We start from the raw sequence: 21,159 nt of genomic DNA on the forward strand, positions 1-21,159 counted from the left end.
CATTGCCATTCCTCGTCGGTCAAGTCACTGTCATAAAATGGTTGACTCATGCTCTCAAGCGCAGGTAGATGAATGACTTAGGTATCGCTCTTTCCGTCTCCTGATCACCATTTACTTCATATCTATTTACAAACAGTTTCTAAGGGGGGCACCCGGATGCACGGAACCAAATGAGCCTTCATAGTATCGTTCGTTGAACAGATTTTTCAGGTTGATTTGCACCGTCAGATCGGGATTATTCAGTCGGTAAGCCGTGAACAAATCAACGGTAACGTAACCGGGTAACTGATAATTATTGTTCAACGTGTCCCAACGTTCACCCACATAAAAGATACCACCGCCCAGACTTAATCCTTTCAAACCACCGTCAAATTCGTACTTTGTCCACAGGCTAAAACGATGGGGAGCCGCTGTTGGTAGCCGATTGCCTACTGGAAAGCTATTATCTTTTGTAATTTTGGCATCCAGATAACTGTAGGAGGCGATGATGCTCCAATTTGGCGTAATTCTGCCAACAACATCCAATTCAATGCCCTGACTTTCCTGTTCCCCCGTTTGCACACTAAAAAGGGGATTGCTTGGATCGGTCGTGAGGACATTACTGCGTTTGATTTTGAAGAAGGCTAGGGTTGCTCCCAATGCTCCATCCAAAAACTCGGTTTTAGCGCCAATTTCGTACTGGGTGCCAGAGGTAGGATCAAAGGGATTCCCGGCTGCATCTATACCAGAATTAATCTCAAAGGAACGGCTGTAGCTGGCATAGAGCGATAGCCAATCGGCAGGTTGATAAACAATTCCCAATCGAGGACTGAAATCTTCAATCGTTTCATCGCGCACCAATCGATTGGTCAAGCGGTTGGTTTGTTGCAATAAAGCGTTGTTATAACGCCCACCCAACAACAGCTTGAAATTATCGGTTAAGGAGATCATATCCTGGACAAAGATTCCCAGGCGGCGTTCTGGATTGTTAAAGGAACCCCCAACGGTGAAGACATCGGTGTTATTGCCATAAACTGGATTGAAGATATCGAGCGGTGCTTCATCCTGTCCATTTAAATTGATAAATGGAGATTTGCGGTAGAAATAATCGGCCCCAACGACCAATTCATGACGAATCGAACCAGTTGCAAACTTGCCAATCAGATCGATCTCACCAAAGTAGTAAGTGATATCCTGTTCCTGTCCACTTTGCGATCGATCCAGGGTGCGCCCATCGGCTCTTAAGCGACCTGGAAAGGTGAACTGGACAAATTCTCGTCTGGCATCAATGAAGTTGAAAACCTTGCGGATTTTCCAGGCATCACTCAGTTCATGTTCCAGGGTAGACAAGATAGAAAGATAACGGGACTTAAACTCATCCCCAGGTTCATTCAGCAGGCGTTTAATCGGCAGTTGACGAATTCGATCAAACGATAAGCCCTGAATATTCAGCCCTGTATCCGTGATGCGATCGTCGTTGCGGTATTCGAGTTCTACTGTCCAACGGGTGCGATCGGAGATGTGCCAGCTAATCACTGGTGCAATGAAAAAGGTGCGGTTGTTAATAAAGTCACGAAAACTACCAGCATCTTCATAGGAAAAGTTGAAGCGATAGAGAACGGTCTTCTGAGGATTTAAAGGACCCGATAGATCGATCGCCCCACGATAGAAATCATAGCTCCCAATATTTGCTTCAATCTGAGCAAACGGTTCAGAGAGGGGGTGCTTGGTCACTAAATTAATAATGCCACCCGGAGCCAAATCACCAAATAAAACTGAAGCCGGACCTTTCAGAACTTCGATGCGATCGGTATTGGGATTCAGCGCAAATCCGATGAAGTTAGGAAATTCCACCCCATTGCGGCGATAGTTGCCTGTATTGCTCCCCAAAAAACCCCGTATAGCTAACTGATCATAGGTGCCAAACGCAGGACCACCGGAAGTAACATTGCTAACATTCCGCAGTGCTTCTGTCAGCGTCGTCACTTTCTGATCTCGCAATACCTCTTGAGGCACGACCTGAATCGATTGGGGAATATCCCGCAGCGGCGTGTTCGTCCGAGTTGCTGTGGAAGTGTTGGGTACCCGATAACCATCTTGCTGCCCCGTTACCACAATTTCCTCATCCAGATCTTCTCCTGCCGGATTGAGGCTGTAAGCAAACTCTCCTGCTTTCAACGTAACCTCTGTTTGCGGCAACGCATCCGTTCCAATCACACTCACTCGAATGGTGTTCACATCCTGCTGCACCACCTGCACGGTCGCAATATCCACTGTTGGATTTTCGACTATAAAAGGCTGCCCGTCTGGTAATGCCAGCACTGCATTGGGAATATCAGCCAGCAGGCTATTGGCTTCCCTACGAAACTTCGATGCATCAACGGACAAAGGTTTGCCCTCCGCAGTTCGCAACACAATTTCTAACCCAAAATCAGTGCGATCGAGGTTAACTTCAGTGACTTGAACCGTCGTAGATTCAATTTGGGCAATCCACTCTTTAACCGTGGTAGCAGGTTGCTTCAGGTCACGCAGGCGGGAAGTGATTGGATGGGTAGACGCGAGGATGGGGAGATGGGGGTATGAAGTCTGACTGGCTCTCCCACTGGCATCATCTACTCGCTGACGCTCTTGCGCCTTTCCCGGTAATGCCCATCCAATGCTTGAACTTCCCAAGCAGATTGCGATTAGAGCCAGTTGTACCGAAGTCGAAAACCCCTTATTCATTACCACTCCCCAGACCAAATTTGCGTCATGTTTTCTCCAGAATTCCATTCTCGATCGTTACTAATTGAGAATAGTTCTTAAGAATATACTGGGAAATGGAACCCGCTAAAGTATGGCTTTGATGGCTAGGTGGAGTTTTTCGATGGCTAGACGGAGTTCTTCCGTTAAACGGCTCTGAGGGTTTCTCGCTGGCGGCGCATATACTCTCTGGGATTCACACCAAACTTTTTCCGAAAGGAAGCGGCAAAGTGGCTACGATCGCTAAATCCAACCTGCTGCGCCACCTCAGCAATGCTCAATTCGCTGGTTTCTAGCAGTTGGCGTGCCTTTTCCATGCGGTAGTCGTGCAAATAGCCAAAGACCGTCGTGCCAAAGACCTGATGAAACCCTTGCTTCAACTTATGATCATTGACTGCGACTTGACGGGCTAACTCTAGCAATGATGGTGGATTGGTCAGGTTTGTAATCAAAATGTCCTTTGCTTGATGGATGCGATCGATGTCATCCGATTTGAGTGAAAGACTGGCAAATGAACCCTGTTGCTGATCTTGAAATTGGCAAAACTGAAGCGTCATCAGTTCCAGCGCTTTGCCCTCCAGATAGAGACGCTTCATGCCGCCTTGATAGGGACACTGTAAAATTTGATGAATAACAGTTTGCATCGCAGGTATCATACTGCCCTGGTAGTAGTACGGCTGCATATTTTTTGCGATCGCACCGCGAACGATCGCAGGCAATGTTTCCAGTTGTTCGGGTGGAAAATGGTTGAGAAAGTAGCTGGGATGAAAACTAATGTGTAATCGTAGCAAATGTTGTCCTGCCGTCCAATCTTCTGTCTCAAACGTATCAGGGCAACTGCTCAGGTATGTACGTCCTGCCAATTCATCGACCCCATCGGTCAGCCCTTTGATCGTGGTTCGCACATCCCCAGTCACGAAAAAGCTCAAGGTTGACCAGTTGCCCTCACCGTAGTGTTCAGTCAACCGCAAACTATTCACCAGATGATAGTCATACATCCGCATCATCAGGCCATCGTTCAAAGAGATTGACCACTCCTGCACCGCGCCAATCAGAGGAACCGTTCCTTGCCAGGTTGTTATCATCCCATCAAAGGACTCCAGTACTTTACCTGTTTGTGTACTCTCCTCCCACAGGTCGTTACAGTCTTGTGCTGAAAGAATGATGGTCATGGCGATCGCCTTCTCAACACTGAAATAATGCTCTAAAACTGGAGCAATGATTGAGAAATATTCTCACTTAATAGAGAATCCTGTCAATGCTAACGGACTTTTTTTCAGGTTGGAAGGATAGGCACCACTATGAAGAGGAAGTTACGGCTGCCAGTCCACTGGTGCCTCAAAGATTTCTACCTCAGAGAATGGGCAGGTTTGCGGCAGTTGGTTAGGGTCAAGGGGAGTTTCCCGGTTCACTAAATCCAGCCCATCCTCATAACCAATATCGATCGCTTCCAGCAGATAAGGTTTTAAGCTGGGATTCTCCTTGAGATGGCGTTGAATCCTCCGACGTTGCTCTTGAATGGTTGCAGCCCAACTCTTCGATCGCGCCTCTGGTTGATACTGCCACTTGAGCAAGTGCCCCAGCAACACCCCCAATCGATTGCGAAGCTCCTGTCGTTCCTGCTTACCCAACGATTCAATCTCTTCGATCAAGTTTTCAATATCGAGTTCCCCCAACTGACCGGAGCGGAGCAGTTCAACTTGACGCTGAGTCCAGGCGTAAAAGTCCTGATCGTAGAGAGTAGTTGTTTGCATGGAAAACACCGCAGTGGTCGTACTTCATTTTATCCAACAATCAGGTTAAATCTCTTTTCACGATCTCAGTTGATCCGTCTTCGGATTCACCCCAAACTGTTTCCGAAACGCCGCAACTCGACTGCGATCGCGATACCCCAACGTTTTTACTAACTGGGTCGATAGGCAGCAGGTAAATCGGCAAAGGTACCTTCCAGTTCGACTTTGCCGTGGTTGAGCAAAATAACGCGATCGGCGCGTTGCAGGACGGCAGGACGGTGGGAAACAACGAGGCAGGTGGGAGTCCAGGGAGTGGGGGGATGGGGTGAGAGGGTAGAGGGGTGGAGGGGTAGAGGGGGGAAGGAACTGAGGGAGAAGAGGCTAGACCAAAGGGTTTGTTCGGTGACGGTATCGAGGGCACTGGAGAGATCGTCGAAAACCAGGAGCTCGGGTTGGCGAATGAACATGCGGGCGGCGGCAACCCGTTGCAGTTGCCCACCGGAGAGGCGCATGCCTTTTGAACCGATCAATGTATCTAAGCCATCGGGCATGGCAGCCAGGTCTGGCTCAAAGGTTGCCAGGGCGATCGCCCATTGCAACTCTGCCTCACTCCGTTCCATTCCAAGCAGAATGTTTTCCCGTAAGGTGCCACTGAAAAGTTGCGGTACTTGGGGAGTATAGGCACTGCGGGGTGGCACAAAAAATGATGCCGAATGATGAATCCGTTGCCCATTCCAGTAAATGTCTCCAGATTGCAGCGGGAGGAGTCCCATTAGCCCTTGCAACAACGTGGTTTTACCCGATCCGATCGCCCCTGTAATCACGGTAAAACTGCCACGAGTGAGATGCAGCGATATATCGGTGATGCCTTGAGTTGTGCCAGGGTAGTGGTAGGTCAAATTGAGAGCAACCAGTTCTTGTAGAGGGGAGTTGCTAATCTCCGTCAAGGAATGCTCAGATTGATGTAGTTCATTCTCTGGGTCTTGATCCCCCCTAGCCCCCCTTGGTAAGGGGGGAACCTTTGAAACCCCCTTAATAAGGGGGTCGGGGGATCTCTTGTCTGCCCCCAGGTTGTTCTCAATCGATTGAGGCGTTTGAACACCAGGTAATTGAGGGATGCGTCCGGTAATCGTTGGTAAATATAAGGGATGGTGAGCGACGATCGCCGCCGCCTCACAGTGCAGTAATCCTTCCATTCGTTCAAACGAGACTTCACTTTGTTTGGTTAGCGCTAGAAAACCACCCAGGAAACTGAGAAAGTAGGTGACAAAAGACAAGTAGTAGACAAACAAGGCAAAATCACCTACGGTGAGGGTGTTCGTGTGGGATTGCAGCGATCGCGCAGCAAAGAAGAGAATCGCTCCAGTACCCAGACTGACTAAGTTTTCAAAGCTTGATTCCAGCAGGGCTGTAAAAAGTTGATCTTGTACAACAGTTTGGCGACGGCGATCGCACAGATGACGAAAATGCTCCAGCACCGTGGACTCAGCTCCAGCGACTTGAATCGCTTGCACGGCCGTAAACATCTCCCCAATCATCCCCGTCACTTGTTGAGTGGCTTGACGACTGGCGCGACGATAGCGTTTGATGCGATTGGTAATGCGGTGAATAATGGCTGCAATGATTGCCAGGGGCAAAAATACAAACAGGGTAATCGTTGCATTCACACTCAATAACAACCCTAAAGAGGCAACGGCGAAAACTCCTTCACCCAGAATCTCATTTGTGCCCACAACATTATCTTCAATCTGGGTTGCATCCTCACGAAAAAAGCTAATGACTTCACCAGGAGCAAGGGTGCGCTCTTGTCCAGTGATGGTTAATGATTCGGCACCGGGGCGTTGAAATAAGTTCGCCAAGAGGTTACGTCGCACCAATGCACTCATAGTGAAGCGATGTTGAGTTTTGGTAATGCGTCCGGTGATGATGGCAACAATTCGAGCGACGCCGATCGCAAGAAACACAGCAACCCATACCCAGGGAGAGCGGGTAAAAGCGGATTGATTGGTTAGTGTATTGAAGAATTCACGAATCACCAATCCTGGTAGGGCGGGCAATCCGGTAATGAACAACCAGAGGAGGGTATCCGTCCAGTAGAGGGGTTGGGCATAGCGGATCATCTGCCAGAGGAGATGCCAGATGGAAAATGAAGGATTAGTCATAGGACGATGCTCAATTGCTTGACAATTCTCCCAAACCAGATGAGGGGCACTGACATTAGGCGGTTTCCACAAAAGAAACTCCCTGCAAGGGCAGGTTTTCCCAAACCATCAGCGGGTGCAAGAGGGGATTCACTGAACCTGCCCCTACAATCCGTGCATCTTTTTCTTGGAAATCTCCTTAATTCAACACACTTCTGCAAAAGCCATTCCTAAACTATCATGGCGATCGCCATTTCCGGCGCAGACTATGACGAGTTGCGAGTTAAACTTGTATTAACACCTTAGTCTGGCAGCTATTGCTCCTCGGTTGTTTCGTAGTCGGGCATCAGAGTTTCAGCGTCTCGCAGTTGCCGGATAGTGAAGCTGACAATTCCCGTGAGCACCATACAAAGCGAAAGAATGATATACAAGAACGCAATACCGCTGCCAATCCCAGTGCCCACGATTGAACTCAATATTGAACTAAGCCAAATGGTTGATTGCATCCACGGTTCAAATACTTGATCTGCAAGAAATCCAGCAGATAGACTGGCTGTAGACTCAATGACTAACCCAATCAGAGAATCAGCCGCAAACACTCTTCCCTGGATGCTGGGAGACACTTTGGCGTACCATACCGCTGTATAGGAACTAAAGATGAGCGGACTATGCAAAGATGCACCAAACTGAGCCACTACCCACACCCCTGAAAGTTGGCTAATGCCCAATATAAGTCGGCTTAATCCCGTACCAATAAAGCCCCACAGCATTCCTACCACACGTTGACGGAAGCCATTCCACACACTTAAGCCAATCGCCCCGACCACACCGCCGAGTCCTCCCGCCGCAACTACCATGCCTAAGACCTGAGCATTTCCTCCAGTCCGTGCCAAAATCAGTGGAGAATAGAGGGCTTCACTCATCTGATTCAGGAAGGCAAAGACTGACAATGCAATAACCATTGCCCGCAAACTGGGCTGAGACGCAATGTAGCGAAAGCCAAAGGTCACATCCTGCCAAATCGCTTTACCTTGTGTTGGTTCCTCCACTTCCCCATTCCCCATTCCCCACTCTCCCTCTGATTGAGGAATGGGCACAATCAATAGGGTCAGAATTGCGATCGCAAAAGTAGTCAAATCAATTAAGGTGATTCCTAATAGCCCCATTTGGGGATAGAGCAAACCAGCGAAGGCAGGAGCAACAATTCCAGATCCATAGCCTACCATTGCCCCCATGCTCAGAGCGCGAGTATGGTGTTGCTTGGGCACAATCAACGGGACTGTTGTGGCATAGGTGAGGGATTGAATATTGCCAAAACAACCAATGACGGCGGCAATCCAGTAAATTTGCCAAAGTTGGAGAGCTTGAGTCACCGATAGGATACCTAGCAATAGTGTGCAGCAGGCGGCTCCTGTATCGCTGAAAACTAGCAGATACTTGCGCGGAACTCGATCGACTAGAATGCCAGAAAAAAGCGCGATCGCAATTTGTGGCAATTGATAGAAGAAAAGAATCAGGGCGATCGCGGTGGCAGACTGCGTTTGTTCCCAAACCCAGAGGGTGAGGGCAAAGTAGGTCATGCTGCTGCCGACTGAGGACACAAGCTGTCCCAGCCAGAGAATGATGAAAGTACGCACAACGATTAATTAGTGGGAGATTCGGGTTTGGACAAAAGTTGCTGCTTCAGTTCATCTAAATAGAGTTCTGTGCCGATCGGACCGGGTAAACCCAAACAAAGATACGCCGGGATGAAGTAGACCTGACCCTTTTGGCTGGCATTCAAAGTTTGGGCGATCGCATTTTTTTCCCAGGCTTGTTTGAGATGCGTTAATTGGTGTGCCTCAAAGGTATTGTTGCCCTGAAACTGATTCACGCCACTAAAGTTATTGCCCAGTAAAAGGATCTGATCAGCATGATTAAGTTGGGACAGGGTCTCTAGAGAAATCGGGACGAGGTTTGTTTGTTGAGAGGGTTGAAAACCAGGAGGGAGGACGAGTTGAAAGCCTAACTCCTTGAGCAAAGAACTACATAGCCCGTGGGTATTAGCCCCTACATAAATCTCCCGCAATTCAGCCGAACTCAGTAACAACAGTTTGGGAGAAGTTTCCACCAGGGACGCAAAAGTTTGACGGGCTGTGGTAATTTGCTGTTTGGTTTGAGTTAATAGTTGCTCGGCTTGCTCCGACCGATTCACCGCTTGAGCAATCACCCGGAGATTTTCTTCTGGCTCAGTCCACTTCAGCATCAAGGTCGGTGCAATGCTAGCTAACGTTTGATATTGGCTGGCATTGTTGCCATCAATGCCCAAAATTAAATCTGGTTGAGCTTTCAAAATGGCTTCGATGGAGGGAATGTAAGCGATACCTACATTCACCAATGTCTGGGAAATGCGCTGTCCCAGGTAGGGGATCTGTTCACTGGGTTTCGTGTAGTCTCCCTGGTGAAAGGCAATATGATCTGCAAACCCGATGGGCTGAATATCCAAAGCCAGCAGGGGTTCTAGTAGATAGGGACCCAGCACAACAATCCGCTGTGGTTGTCCACACACTTGAGTGTCTCCCATAGCATGGGAAATCGTGCGGCAGTTCGTGTGATCAACTGATGGAGCCGAAATGGCAGTGTTCCGGACAAGGGTGGGTTGCCCCTGGCAGGCAACGATCGCTCCCATCAATGCGATCGCCAGCACAACCCACCGAAGCCAATTCGCCCATCTCACATTACTTTGAGCTGTTGCAACGGGATGGATACGCCGGATGAAAACCATGATCTAATCCAGAATGATGGGTTGGGATTTACGCGGAAATAACATCCGTGCGATGCGTTACGGCTAACGCCTAACACATCCTACAACTGGTACATTATTTGATGGCAAGTCCCTTAGAACTCTACAGAAATGTTGCCGATGACCGTTAGGGGTGCTCCTGGTGCATTGCCAAAGTTACGAGAATTGTTTGTGCTACTGATGTAGGAAACATTAAACAAATTATTAATGTTCAATCCCAATCGCCACTGATTGCGCTTGTAGAACAATGCCAGATTTGTTAGAAAATAATCGCCCACTTCAAAGCTATTTGCTAAATCTCCATAACGATTGCCGACGTAGTTGATGCCAATGCCAAAACCGAGTCCCTGCAAGTCGCCCTGCTGAATTTCGTAGGTTGTCCACAGTCCAGCCGTGTGATAAGGCGCATTAAACAGCCGATTTCCTACCGGAATCGTGTTGTCTTCGGTGACTCTGGCATCGGTATAAGCGTAGTTGGCAATGACGTTCCAACCGGGCAAAATTTCTCCGGCAATATCCAGTTCTACCCCCTGACTCCGTTGTTTACCTGCCACTACAGAGAAGAATGGATTATTCGGATCGGTCGTGGCGACATTCCGCTTGGTGATATCAAAGTAAGCCAGAGTAACAAACAGTTTTCGGTTCAGAAGCTCTGCTTTTGCGCCCACCTCAAACCCTCCACCCTTTTCTGGATCGAGCGGGTTGCCATCTGCATCTGGACCGAAGTTGGGTTTGAAGGATTGGGAATAGTTGGCATAGAGCGAGACTGTTTCAATCGGTTTATAAATCAAACCAATTCTCGGACTCCACGCCTGATCAGAGCGGTTTGCATTTTCTGCATACTCCTCATTCACCCGGAAATTAACGCTGTCATAGCGCAAACTACCGACCAGGATGAAACGATCACTGAAGTTGATTTGATCCTGCAAGAAAACACCGACGCGATCGTACTCCGTATCAAAGGGAGCAAACGGCTCGAAACCACTCAAGTCTGGTCTGGGAACCGTGCCATACACGGGGTTAAAGACGTTAATCACCAGTAGATTATTAAAATCAGCCCGTGTAAACCGTTCATCAAAGCGGTTGAAGTTTAAATCCACACCAGCCAGCAGGGTATGCTGCACCGATCCAGTGTTAAACTTACCCACCACATTCGTTTGAATCGTGTAATCATCCGAACGATACTCCCGATCGACAAAAAAGAGATTCACATCTCCCGTTGTTTCATCGACAAACGCTGGCAGGGTGGCAAGCACACTGTAGTCCTGAGACACATAGCGAAAGCCATGATTTAAAGTCCAGTTATCGTTGAAGCGATGCTTCAGGTCATACCCCAGCGTCAGGGCACGGTTTTCTAAAGAATTATCCAGAGCACCCACGCCCCGATCGCGGGGCACATCCGCAACCCGATCGCCAATCGCAGGTAGACCCAGATCAAACGGATTTTTTTCATTGGTATATTCCATGACGATCGTCAGGTTGGTGCGATCGCTAATCTCCCAACTCAGCACCGGCGCGATGAAAAATCGATTCGTATCAATGTCAAAGCCCCGGAACCCCTCTTCACGCTGATAGGCAACATTGAGTCGATAGCGGAGGGAGCGATCGACCGTTAAGGGACCCGAAAAATCAAGGCTGGGACGAATTAAGCCATAACTACCCGCTTGAAATTGCAGTTCGTAGAAGGGATCGAATAAAGGGCGCTTCGTCACCAGATTAATGATGCCGCCGGGATCACTTTGTCCATACAGCACCGATGCTGGACCCTTGATCACCTCAATCCGTTCAATATTGGCAGTTTCCTGAGTGCCGAGATTATCATTCAAGCGATAGCCATCGCGCAAAAAGGCACCCGCCGTGAAGTTATCCGTCGTGAAGCCTCGGATCGTAATGTTCGTGTTGGAACCAAAGGCATTGAGTCGCCCGACCACACCGCTGGCATTGCGTAAGGCATCATCCATACGAATAATTTGTTGGTCTTGCAACACCTGCTGCGGAATCACCTGAATCGATTGGGGCGTATCAAGAATCGGTGTATCGGTGCGTGTGCCAGTCGTCGCTCTAGGAGCAAAGTAGGGGCTGCCAGAGCGTTCCCCTGTCACGACCACTTCCTCATCGGGTTCATCCCCTTCCGGATTGAGGCTGTAAGCAAACTCGCCTGTTTGCAGCGTCACCTCTTGCTTGGGCAACGCATTATTGCCCGTTACGATCACCCGAATCGTATTGGCATCCGTCTGACCCACCTGCACCCGACTAACATCTGCTGTCGGAGCCTCGGCATGAAAAGCTTGCGTATCAGCCAACGTTAATACTGCATTGGGAATGTCGGCAATCAGGCTATTGCCCTCTGTGCGGAATTTCGTGGCATCCACTGGTAGGGGGTTCCCGTCCGCCGTTTGCAGCACAATCTCCAGCCCTGTATCAGTTGGGTTCAGTTGCACCCCTGTCACTTGCACCGTTGCCGCTTCGATCTGCGCCATCCAATCTTTAACCGTAGTGGCAGGGCGTTGCAGATCCCGCACTTTGGAAATTGAAAGGGTTGACGGTTGAGTGGAATGTGTTAACTGAGCATTCAAACCTGAGAACTCAACCCTTTTTTCCTCTGCTTTCACAGGCGAAGCTAGCAACCCAACCGCTATCCCAGCAATCCAGAAATAAAGACTAACCTGACTATTCACGTCCTATCCTCACACAAACCCATCTAGAAACAAAAGCTATTGAGAATTAGTCTCAATCACTATGGGTTAGATGGTAGGACGATCGCGCTTGAGTTGTCTTATCCCAAACGGACTTTCTGTTATCCCAAACGGACTTTTTTCACGTTCTGGCGAGTGGCGCAGGCAATGGGGCTGTGACCAAACTTTTTCCGAAAGGCTTTGCTAAAGGATGGCAGGCTGGTATACCCAACGGCATGAGCCACTTCGGTCACGCTCATTTCATCGGATGCTAAGAGTTGCTGCGATCGCTCCAAGCGATAGTTATGCAAGTAGCCAAACACCGTCGTGCCAAAGACTTGGAGAAAGCCTTGTTTGAGTTTGCGATCGTTTAATCCGACTTGTCGCGCCAGTTCCATCAGAGACGGAGGATTGGCTGCCCGCTGGATGAGGATCTGGCTAGCAAAGTGCAGGCGATCAACATCATCAGCTTTCAAGCTAACAGGCTGATTTGGGGATTGCTCCCACTCCGTCCAGTGAGCAAACTGAAGCGCTAACAACTCCAGGGCTTTTCCTTCTAAAAACAGTTTTTGCACCAGACCTCGATAGGGACAATCCAGCATTTGTCGCAGCACCTGCACCATGTCTGGGGTGGTTCGGCCCAAGCTGTGATGAAAGGGCTGAATTGAGTCTAATTCGATCACCCGTTGCAAGGGCTTTGGCAGCATTGAACACTCCTGTCCCAACTGCTTGAAATAGTCGAGATAGGCAGAGATCATCACCATTTGAATGGGTTCTTTTGCCTGCCATTGCTCAATTTCAGTTAAATCTGGCAAACAATAAAAATAATGGCATCCCGTCACTTCCTCATACTCATCCGCAATATTGGGAACATGGGCAGTGTGCACCCTGGAACATCCAGATAGAAAGAATTTTGCGACAAGTGGAAAGGAACCCTCATGGTGGCGCTTCAAGTGGAGATCCTGTTGGAGTTGCCCATTCCGAATACTCAAATTTAAGCCACGCTGCAAATGAATCGTTTATTCCCCGCCCTTGCCGAACTGGTGGGGCAGGTTGAACTGAATACCAGCCGTCGTCTGCTGATAGATGGTTTCTCCTTGCAGTTGAGCAGAGGTACAAAGTTCATCCCAACCTGCCTCGTTAAGCGCGATCGCCATAATGATCCCAATCCTCAACTATTGAAAAATTCCTAATTAATACCGCACTACCTGGATCGCTGGCAAAAAGGACAGACTTACCTGGATCGCTTGCGAATCAACAGGTAGAGAAAGAACGGGGCACCGATCGCGGCGGTCACCACTCCACAGGGAAGTTCAATCGGGGCAAACACGGTGCGACCGACTAAATCAGCGAGGGTGACGAGTAAACCACCCAATAGAGCCGTCACGGGCAGCAGGTTTTGATGATTGGCTCCAATCAATTGCCGTCCTGCATGGGGAGCAATCAGTCCCACGAACGCGATCGTCCCTGCGGTAGCAACGGCAGATCCAGCCAGGGCAACTGCCACCAGAACCAATAGTCCGCGCTGCCATTCCACGCGACTGCCTAACCCTTTTGCCACATCATCGCCCAAGTTCAGCACATTCAAATGACGCGACAAAGACAACGCGATCGGCACTCCCAAAACAATCCAGGGGAGGAATGAGAAAAACTGTTCCCAGGTACGTCCATACACACTTCCGGCTAACCAAACTAATGCCTGACTGACATCATAAATGGAGCCAAAGGTAATCATTAAGCTCGTAAACGCACTGGCGATCGCAGACAAACCAATGCCCAACAAAATCAAAAGTGTGGGTGAACTGCCGCCATTCCATGCCAACCCATAAATCAGCAGGGCAATAGCGGATGCACCTACAAAAGCCGCGATCGGTAACACATACACTGGGGCAGATGGCAGTAACACAATCACGGCAACCGCAACCAGACTGGCTCCAGCATTAATTCCAATGATGCTCGGATCGGCAAGGGCATTGCGGGTCAAGCCTTGAAAAAGGGTGCCAGAAATTGCCAGTGCCATTCCCACCATGAAGGCAACCAACGTCCTGGGCAGGCGCAGTGTGTAAATCACAAAGGCATGATCGGGATTACCCGTATCAATGCCAAACAGGGTCTTGATAATGTCAATCGTAGCGATCGGGTATTCTCCTTGTTGCACATTCACCACGATCGCGGCAAAACTCAAGATTGCCAACATCAGTAATAAGGTAGGTAAGCGGCGATCGATCCGAAAAGACACCATCGGCGATCGAAACAACAATGCCTCCTTCATCGCTTCACCTGCGACTTTGCAAGATAGACAAAGACAGGCGCACCGACAAGCGCCGTCATCACCCCCACCGGAAGTTCTTGGGGTTTTAGCAACACTCGTGCAGCAATATCCGAAACTAACAAGAGAATGGCTCCCAACAGAGCGGAGTAGGGCACAATCCAGCGGTAATCCGTTTTGATGAAGAATCGCACCATGTGAGGTACGACCAACCCAATGAACCCAATGGGCCCTGCAATGGCAACTGAACCGCCAGCCAGCAGCACCACACTAATTGCCGTAAACACCTTAATCCAAACGGTTTGCTGACCTAAACTTTTGGCAATATCTTCTCCCAGACTCAGCGTAGTGATCTGTTTGCCCAGCAACAGTGCCAGCACTAGCCCAATCGCCATAAACGGCAAGACTTGGAGAAATAAATCAAAATCTCTTCCGGCTAGAGAACCTGCCAACCAAAATCGAATTTCTTCTAAGGTGCGTTGGCTCACGATCAATATTGCGGTTGTGATGGAAGAAATGAAGGCAGTCATTGCTGCGCCTGCGACGGTAAGGTTGAGGGGTGTTGCACCTCCGCGCCCCAATGTGCCCAAGCCATACACCGTCACCGCCGCGATCGCCGCCCCCAGAAAGGCAACCGCTGCATACACCGATAGGGAAGAACTCCCAAAGAGGAACAAGGTGATGACCACTGCTAACGCCCCCCCTGCCTCAATGCCCAAAATCCCCGTTTCAGCCAGAGGATTTCGGGTCAAGCCCTGCATTAACGCACCGGAAACGGCTAACGCTGCACCGACCGCCATTGCCATCAGCGATCGCGGCAGGCGCACGGTTTGGATGACCAAATGATCAAAGGAGTTGTCAAACGTAATAAAAGATTCGAGAATTATTCGCAGTGGAATATCTCTAGCACCCATCGTAATACTATAGACCAGACAAAAAAGGAGGGCGATCGCACCGAGTCCCAAGCCAAGCCATAGCAACCGACTCGAGGATTTTTGAGGACTTGATAAAATTAAAGTCATCATGTAATCGCACTTTAACCCCGGAGGCTTAATGAGAATTAATCTTGATTCTACCTCCATCGGGACTGATTGACGAGGCATTTGTGGAGAGTCATCAATGCTCACCCACACAATGGCTTTGGCTTCACAGGCTTTGGCGCGCTTGAGTCAATCATTCATGACGAATCTCTGCTGCACTTGCTGGCGGAATTCCAAGTTCAGAGGCTGATGTTCCAAGTATTGCAAGCAGCGCTTTGCGAACAAAAAGCGGAGCTTCAAGCTTTAAGGGCAAAGTTTTGAGTATTGCATGCAACGCTTTGCGAACGGAAGGTGGAGTTTCAGGCTCAAAGGTCGGAATTTCGAGTTCAGAGGTCGAAAGATGAGGATTGGAGGGCGATCGCCCATCTACCGAAGCAAAGCAATGAAGCCAGCTTGTTCAAAATGTTCATCGTATTCCAGGGCTTCTAGAGTATTTTGCTGCATGATGCAGAATGAAGCGCAGTCCATGTGACTCCAAACTTGATCCGGGCGTTGGGTGTAAAAAGTGAAGGCTTGCTGGAAAAGATCAGCGGTTTGGGGAACAATCTCAATAGCAGGGTTTTCCCGTGCATGTGGTATTTTGATGAGAATACTTCTCATTAGATGAATTCTCTTTAACCTCTGTTATGGCTCTACTAACTATTTCTGAGTCGGTGTATGATGCGCTGTGGCAAGAGGCAAACCCGAAGCCCTCAGCGATCGACCCGGCAGATCCGCTAGATGTTCTGTTGAAAGTTCCGGCTGAATTGGGACAGGGGTTTCGGCGAGAAATCGAATGGCGAGAAGGCTTGAATTTAACGATTGAGGACTATCAACTCCACCGTAACCTGGTGATGCAATCCCCAGAACATCCCCACCCAATCCAGATGGGGTTTTTGCTGCTTGGGCAGAGCCGCTGTCGGGGGGTTGAGGAGCTAGATTCCGGTACAAACTGGTTTTGTGGGCGGGGGTGGGCGATGGGTGGGCTGTATGAGGAATTTGCTCAACAGCCCGTCGTTCGGGTGGATATTCATATTGCTCCTAGCATCTATGAGTCGATGGTTGCTAATCCTGGGGGAGAAATTCCACGAGACTTAATGCACTTATTCAAAGATCTCAACCAGACCTATTTTTATCGTTATGGTGTGGTGACATCTGAGATGCAGCTTGCCCTGCGGCAACTCTTGCGCTGTCCCTATCAAGGGGCAACCAAGCGGATGTATTTGGAGAGTAAGGTTTTGGAACTGTTGGCATTGATGACGGAACAGGAGCAATCTAGAACGCCTACTTTGCCGCTATCGCTGGATGAAGTCGATCGCATTCATGCCGCCCAAAAGATTTTATTGCAACGGATTAACCATCCGCCTTCCCTGATGGAACTAGCGCGATCGGTCGGGCTGAATGACAATGCGCTGAAGCGAGGATTTCGGCAGGTATTTGGAACGACGGTTTTTGGCTATTTGCATGACTATCGCCTGGAACAAGCCCAACGGCTACTTGCCAGTGGTGAGATGAAGGTAGCAGAAGTGGCAGCGGCGATCGGGTTTGAGAGCCGCAGCTATTTCTCGATCTCCTTTCGCAAAAAGTTTGGCATGACTCCCAAAGCGTATCAGATGCAATCTAAACGAGCCAGCAAATCTCACGGAGACATCAACAATAGCTGCTTAAATGCTGATGGTCAGTAGAGTGGCGTAAAATTTGCATAAATTCCGGCTAGCGAACAAAACAATTCCGGCTAGCGAACAAAATCGCTTTCTTTCTTCCCGCACCGCCCTGTAGTGTTTTGAGAATATTTCTTAATTAGGTGTGGAATGATCATGCGAGTAGTGCCGGGCGTAAGGGCGAGGAGAATACAAGTTTGGCTGATTTTGGCTGGTCTGTGTCCTGTTGGGATAGTATTTCCTGCCGGGGCGACGGAAAAGAATGATGAATTATTAGGGTTGAGTTCTCAGGTTAATCACCCAACTCAAAATTCAAAACTCAAAACTCAAAACTCAAAACTCCCTCACCCTGCAAAAACGATCAAAGAGTGGTTGGCTCAAATCGAAGCTGCCACCGTTCAAGTGACTCGCATTAGCCTCGATCGCACCAATACTGAATTAGAAATTATCCTGGAAACGGCTGAGGGCAAACCCCTACAAGTGGATGCCACCCAGTTTCGCCAGGAGGGTAACAGCCTGATCGCCGACATTCCCAATGCCGTGCTGGCACTACCAAACGGGCAGGCATTTGCCACCGAAAACCCCACAGCCGATATTGCCACAGTCCAGGTAGTCCAGCAGGATAACACCAACATTCGCGTCATTGTCACGGGGAAAGAGGCTCTACCCAAAACTGAGGTGACCCTGAAAACGGGTGAGCTTGCCTACAGCCTCAACCCGGAAGGAGATGAACCAGATGAGGAAATTGTGGTGACAGGGGTAGGTCAGCCAGGTTATCGAGTTCCGAACACGAGTGTGGGAACGCGCACAGATACTCCTCTACGAGATATTCCGCAATCGATTCAGGTTGTGCCGCAACAGCTACTCCGCGATCAAAATATTACTCGTCTTGATGATGCTGTTAGAAATGTCCCTGGAGTCAGCCAGGATTTTAACTCAGGTCCCTACTTCACGTATCGCATTCGCGGTTTTGAGGCACTCAATAACAATCTACTCCGCAACGGGCAAGTAGACGCAGGTGCTGGAGAATCGGTAGAGCTGACGAATGTTGAACGGATTGAAGTCCTCAAGGGTCCTGCGTCTGTATTGTTTGGCTTAGGAAATCCTGGCGGCAGCATCAACATCGTGACAAAACGTCCCTTGCGCGACCCCTTTTATGCCGTCGATGCAACGATCGGTAACTATGATTTTTACCGGGGTGCCATTGATGTATCGGGACCAGCTAATGACGAGAAATCAGTATTGTACCGCCTTAATGCAGCCTATCGAAACTCAAATAGTTTTATCGATTTCTACAATAGTGAATACTTTGGGATCTCACCTGTTATTAGTGTAGCGATCGACCCGAAAACGAACTTGACCTTAGAAGGTGACTACATTCAGACCCAAGAGTCAGGATTCACTCCATTTGTACCCGTGCGCGGTTCGGTGCTGCCCAATCCCGTCGGCAAAATCCCACGTAATCGCAATATCGGCGAACCCACTGATGTGATCAATGCATTTCTCACAAGAGCCGGATATCAGCTAAACCATAAATTCAGTGATGCATGGTCATTCCGCAGTGGATTTTTATTCGGTTTTCGTGAGTCCAAGGACGAAAGAACTTTTCCCACCTCTTTAGACGCAGACAACCGCACCCTGAATCGGTTCTATCGCAATTTTGATTTTCAAAGTATCACCCATACTCTCAGTAATGACGTGGTGGGTAAGTTTCTGACGGGTTCAGTGCAGCATCAATTGCTATTTGGTGTTGATCTGAACAGTTATGAAAACAGAATACCCAGATTTCAGGGGGCGACGGCGGCTCCCATTGACCTATTCAATCCCATTTATGGTGGGCAACCAGAGGCGCTAGGAGAGGCTTCTAGCAGCACAACTGTAAACCGATCCCTTGGGATTTATCTGCAAGATCAGATTGCGTTTGCCGATAACTTCAAAGTGTTGATTGGCGGCAGGTTTGATATCATTCGCCAAATATCAGAAACGTTTCTGCCTGCTCCGACTACCAGAGATACCAAGACCGAGAGTGCATTTAGCCCACGCTTAGGGATTGTTTATCAGCCGATTCCCCCTATTTCGCTTTACGCTAGCTATGTTAGTTCCTTTACCCCAGCCAATGGGGTATTTGGCGCAAATTTAGATAATGACTTTGAGCCAGAGCGGGGTCGCCAGTTTGAGGTAGGGGTGAAAGCTGATTTAAGCGATCGCCTTTCCACAACGTTGGCATTCTATGACTTAACCCGAAGTAATGTTTTGACAGAGGATCCTGATAATCCAGGATTTCAAATTCAGACGGGTGAGCAAAATAGCCGGGGCGTTGAACTCAGTCTAACGGGTGAGATTTTGCCAGGATGGAGTATTTTCACAGGGTACGCTTATACCGACGCTCGCATTACGGAAGATAACACGTTTCAGCCTGGAAGCCAGTTACCAAACGTTCCCTATCATTCTTTTAAACTCTGGACAACTTACGAAATTCAACGAGGTGATTTACAGGGTTTGGGCTTCGGTTTAGGTTTGTTTTATGTTGGCGATCGTGCCGGTGATTTGGACAATACTTATCGGATGCCAAGTTATTTCCATACAGATGCAGCAATCTACTACCGACGCGATCGATTTAGAGTTGCGCTCAACATCAGAAATCTATTTGATATCGAGTATTTTTCGAATGCATCGAGTGCGACTCGGGTTAACTACGGTCAATCCTTTACGATTCAAGGAACAGTTTCCTGGCAGTTCTAATCATTGCAACCATCATGCGACGTTTTCTCTGTTGTTTGCTATTGAGTGTTTTAAGTTTTGTCGGAGTCACTGCTTGTAGTCATGACTCTGCTCAAAACCTATCTTCTTCCATGCAACTGCCAACCGCAGACTGTCACATGATTGAACATTCCTTGGGAAAGACTTGTATTCCTGCAAGTCCCCATCGTGTTGTGACGCTTCACACCTCAATTTTGGCTCATGTGCTGGCACTTGGCATCAAACCCATTGGCAGTACTTATATCCAAGCCTTCATGACCAATGTTGAGGTGCCCCCCTACTTAAAACCTTATCTGCATGGAATCCAGGTAGTGGGGGGCTATGCTCCTAATCTAGAGCGGATGCTGCGCCTCAAGCCTGATTTGATCATTGGGTATAACTGGGATGCACAGGTCTATCCCTTGTTAGTCCAAATTGCGCCGACAGCCTTGAGCCAGTCCCATAACGATGTTGATTGGCAAAAATGTTTTCAGTTTGTGGCTGAGGTTTTAGGGCGGCAAGATGTAGCCCAACAAGCTTGGGATCGCTATTACCGTAAAGTTGCAGAACTCAAAGCAGCTTTAGGAAACCAGTATCAAAAGCAAACGATTTCGCTCGTTTCTATCTCTGGTGGCAGTCTGTTTAGTGAGGCTCAAGGCTCATTTCCCGATCGCATTCTCAAGGATGTTGGATTACACCGTCCTGCGGCTCAGGATGTGATTGCACCCTCCAATATGCTGCCAATTTCTGAGGAAGATCTGGACAAGGCGGATGGGGATATCTTGTTTGTTGGGATGATGACAAAGGACGATCGCAAGCAGTTAGAAGATCTAAAACAAAAATCCCTGTGGCAAAAACTTCGCGCCGTTCAGCACGATCGGGTTTACCCTGTAGATTACATGACCTGGCGAGGTTTTAATCTATTGGCTGCGGATGCTGTGCTGGATGACCTTTACAACCACCTGATCGACACTCCCTCAAATCATGACTAAACCCACACTGTTCATTTGCCAATCCTGTCGCTTTGCTCACGAGCGCTCGGAAGGTGAGCCTGCTGATGGAGCAATCTTACTCAAACAGGTCAAAACACAAGTACAATCCGACGGGATTCATATCCAGCCTGTTGCGTGCCTTTGGGATTGTGGGCGTGCCTGTGTCGTGGCTTTTTCCGCCCCCAATAAACCGACCTATCTCTTCAGCACGATCGGTACAGATTGCGCGGCGGCTGTAGTGGAGTTTGGCGAACGCTACACCCAAAGTAAAACGGGTAATGTTCCCTACAAGCAGTTCCCGGAGCAGTTGCAGAAGGTTGCGATCGCCAAAATTCCTGGTGTGAAGTAGAAGTGGATGTCAAGCGCAGATGTGAGATCGCACCATGATTCCCTAGATCGCGTTGATCAAGTGATTTGTGCAATTACT

The 21,159-nt window shown here is 48.9% G+C and carries 16 protein-coding genes; 5 read left to right on the plus strand and 11 right to left on the minus strand.

Features of this window, described 5'->3' with window-relative positions; translation table 11 throughout:
- Window positions 1-126 precede the first annotated feature (126 nt).
- The 8 genes from AC1S52_RS00845 to AC1S52_RS00880 form a co-directional block, all read right to left on the minus strand.
- Window positions 127-2,703, minus strand: coding sequence for a TonB-dependent siderophore receptor (locus AC1S52_RS00845; RefSeq protein ID WP_482027146.1), 2,577 nt, complete (start codon window positions 2,701-2,703; stop codon window positions 127-129).
- A 164-nt stretch (window positions 2,704-2,867) separates the two neighbouring features.
- Complete coding sequence (locus AC1S52_RS00850; RefSeq protein ID WP_482027147.1) at window positions 2,868-3,893, minus strand: helix-turn-helix transcriptional regulator; 1,026 nt, start codon at window positions 3,891-3,893, stop codon at window positions 2,868-2,870.
- Between the two features lie 141 nt (window positions 3,894-4,034).
- Window positions 4,035-4,475: a DUF29 domain-containing protein gene (locus tag AC1S52_RS00855; protein ID WP_482027148.1), complete on the minus strand. Its 441-nt coding sequence runs from the start codon at window positions 4,473-4,475 to the stop codon at window positions 4,035-4,037.
- Between the two features lie 149 nt (window positions 4,476-4,624).
- Complete coding sequence (locus tag AC1S52_RS00860; protein WP_482027149.1) at window positions 4,625-6,616, minus strand: ATP-binding cassette domain-containing protein; 1,992 nt, start codon at window positions 6,614-6,616, stop codon at window positions 4,625-4,627.
- Between the two features lie 293 nt (window positions 6,617-6,909).
- Window positions 6,910-8,232, minus strand: coding sequence for an MFS transporter (locus AC1S52_RS00865; protein WP_482027150.1), 1,323 nt, complete (start codon window positions 8,230-8,232; stop codon window positions 6,910-6,912).
- Between the two features lie 5 nt (window positions 8,233-8,237).
- On the minus strand, window positions 8,238-9,359 hold the full coding sequence (locus AC1S52_RS00870) for an ABC transporter substrate-binding protein (RefSeq protein WP_482027151.1): 1,122 nt from the start codon (window positions 9,357-9,359) through the stop codon (window positions 8,238-8,240).
- Between the two features lie 113 nt (window positions 9,360-9,472).
- Window positions 9,473-12,055: a TonB-dependent siderophore receptor gene (locus AC1S52_RS00875; RefSeq protein ID WP_482027152.1), complete on the minus strand. Its 2,583-nt coding sequence runs from the start codon at window positions 12,053-12,055 to the stop codon at window positions 9,473-9,475.
- Between the two features lie 119 nt (window positions 12,056-12,174).
- Complete coding sequence (locus tag AC1S52_RS00880) at window positions 12,175-12,939, minus strand: helix-turn-helix transcriptional regulator (protein ID WP_482027153.1); 765 nt, start codon at window positions 12,937-12,939, stop codon at window positions 12,175-12,177.
- 123 nt (window positions 12,940-13,062) lie between these two features.
- On the opposite strand from AC1S52_RS00880, the gene AC1S52_RS00885 reads away from it, so the two are divergent.
- Window positions 13,063-13,245, plus strand: coding sequence for a hypothetical protein (locus tag AC1S52_RS00885; protein ID WP_482027154.1), 183 nt, complete (start codon window positions 13,063-13,065; stop codon window positions 13,243-13,245).
- A 41-nt stretch (window positions 13,246-13,286) separates the two neighbouring features.
- Here AC1S52_RS00885 and AC1S52_RS00890 read toward each other — a convergent pair whose 3' ends face one another.
- The 3 genes from AC1S52_RS00890 to AC1S52_RS00900 all read right to left on the minus strand — a co-directional run bounded on the left by AC1S52_RS00890 (window position 13,287) and on the right by AC1S52_RS00900 (window position 15,961).
- Window positions 13,287-14,324 (minus strand): FecCD family ABC transporter permease, encoded by a 1,038-nt coding sequence (locus tag AC1S52_RS00890; RefSeq protein ID WP_482027155.1) that lies wholly within the window; start codon window positions 14,322-14,324, stop codon window positions 13,287-13,289.
- The gene (locus AC1S52_RS00895) at window positions 14,321-15,301 is read right to left on the minus strand and encodes a FecCD family ABC transporter permease (protein WP_482027156.1); all 981 of its coding nucleotides are present in this window, start codon (window positions 15,299-15,301) and stop codon (window positions 14,321-14,323) included. Before AC1S52_RS00895 ends, AC1S52_RS00890 begins: the two co-directional genes overlap by 4 nt.
- A gap of 426 nt (window positions 15,302-15,727) precedes the next feature.
- Window positions 15,728-15,961 carry a hypothetical protein gene (locus AC1S52_RS00900; protein WP_482027157.1) on the minus strand — a complete coding sequence of 78 codons (234 nt, stop codon included), beginning with the start codon at window positions 15,959-15,961 and terminating at the stop codon, window positions 15,728-15,730.
- Between the two features lie 26 nt (window positions 15,962-15,987).
- Between AC1S52_RS00900 and AC1S52_RS00905 the strand changes: the two genes are divergently transcribed.
- The 4 genes from AC1S52_RS00905 to AC1S52_RS00920 all read left to right on the plus strand — a co-directional run bounded on the left by AC1S52_RS00905 (window position 15,988) and on the right by AC1S52_RS00920 (window position 21,081).
- Window positions 15,988-17,025 (plus strand): AraC family transcriptional regulator, encoded by a 1,038-nt coding sequence (locus AC1S52_RS00905; RefSeq protein WP_482027158.1) that lies wholly within the window; start codon window positions 15,988-15,990, stop codon window positions 17,023-17,025.
- Between the two features lie 348 nt (window positions 17,026-17,373).
- Window positions 17,374-19,743, plus strand: a complete 2,370-nt coding sequence (locus tag AC1S52_RS00910; protein WP_482027159.1) for a TonB-dependent siderophore receptor — start codon at window positions 17,374-17,376, stop codon at window positions 19,741-19,743.
- A 14-nt stretch (window positions 19,744-19,757) separates the two neighbouring features.
- Window positions 19,758-20,732: an ABC transporter substrate-binding protein gene (locus AC1S52_RS00915; RefSeq protein WP_482027160.1), complete on the plus strand. Its 975-nt coding sequence runs from the start codon at window positions 19,758-19,760 to the stop codon at window positions 20,730-20,732.
- The gene (locus AC1S52_RS00920; protein WP_482027161.1) at window positions 20,725-21,081 is read left to right on the plus strand and encodes a DUF1636 family protein; all 357 of its coding nucleotides are present in this window, start codon (window positions 20,725-20,727) and stop codon (window positions 21,079-21,081) included. Before AC1S52_RS00915 ends, AC1S52_RS00920 begins: the two co-directional genes overlap by 8 nt.
- Window positions 21,082-21,159 lie beyond the last annotated feature (78 nt).

The organism is Kovacikia sp. CALU 1929, from assembly GCF_056784235.1.

What these genes read in the sequence shown, in the direction of transcription:
- AC1S52_RS00845 (WP_482027146.1), bottom strand. Translation starts at nt 2,703, where the DNA reads ATGAATAAGGGGTTTTCGACTTCGGTACAACTGGCTCTAATCGCAATC.
- AC1S52_RS00850 (WP_482027147.1), bottom strand. Translation starts at nt 3,893, where the DNA reads ATGACCATCATTCTTTCAGCACAAGACTGTAACGACCTGTGGGAGGAG.
- AC1S52_RS00855 (WP_482027148.1), bottom strand. Translation starts at nt 4,475, where the DNA reads ATGCAAACAACTACTCTCTACGATCAGGACTTTTACGCCTGGACTCAG.
- AC1S52_RS00860 (WP_482027149.1), bottom strand. Translation starts at nt 6,616, where the DNA reads ATGACTAATCCTTCATTTTCCATCTGGCATCTCCTCTGGCAGATGATC.
- AC1S52_RS00870 (WP_482027151.1), bottom strand. Translation starts at nt 9,359, where the DNA reads ATGGTTTTCATCCGGCGTATCCATCCCGTTGCAACAGCTCAAAGTAAT.
- AC1S52_RS00885 (WP_482027154.1), top strand. Translation starts at nt 13,063, where the DNA reads ATGAATCGTTTATTCCCCGCCCTTGCCGAACTGGTGGGGCAGGTTGAA.
- AC1S52_RS00890 (WP_482027155.1), bottom strand. Translation starts at nt 14,324, where the DNA reads ATGAAGGAGGCATTGTTGTTTCGATCGCCGATGGTGTCTTTTCGGATC.
- AC1S52_RS00900 (WP_482027157.1), bottom strand. Translation starts at nt 15,961, where the DNA reads ATGAGAAGTATTCTCATCAAAATACCACATGCACGGGAAAACCCTGCT.
- AC1S52_RS00905 (WP_482027158.1), top strand. Translation starts at nt 15,988, where the DNA reads ATGGCTCTACTAACTATTTCTGAGTCGGTGTATGATGCGCTGTGGCAA.
- AC1S52_RS00915 (WP_482027160.1), top strand. Translation starts at nt 19,758, where the DNA reads ATGCGACGTTTTCTCTGTTGTTTGCTATTGAGTGTTTTAAGTTTTGTC.
- AC1S52_RS00920 (WP_482027161.1), top strand. Translation starts at nt 20,725, where the DNA reads ATGACTAAACCCACACTGTTCATTTGCCAATCCTGTCGCTTTGCTCAC.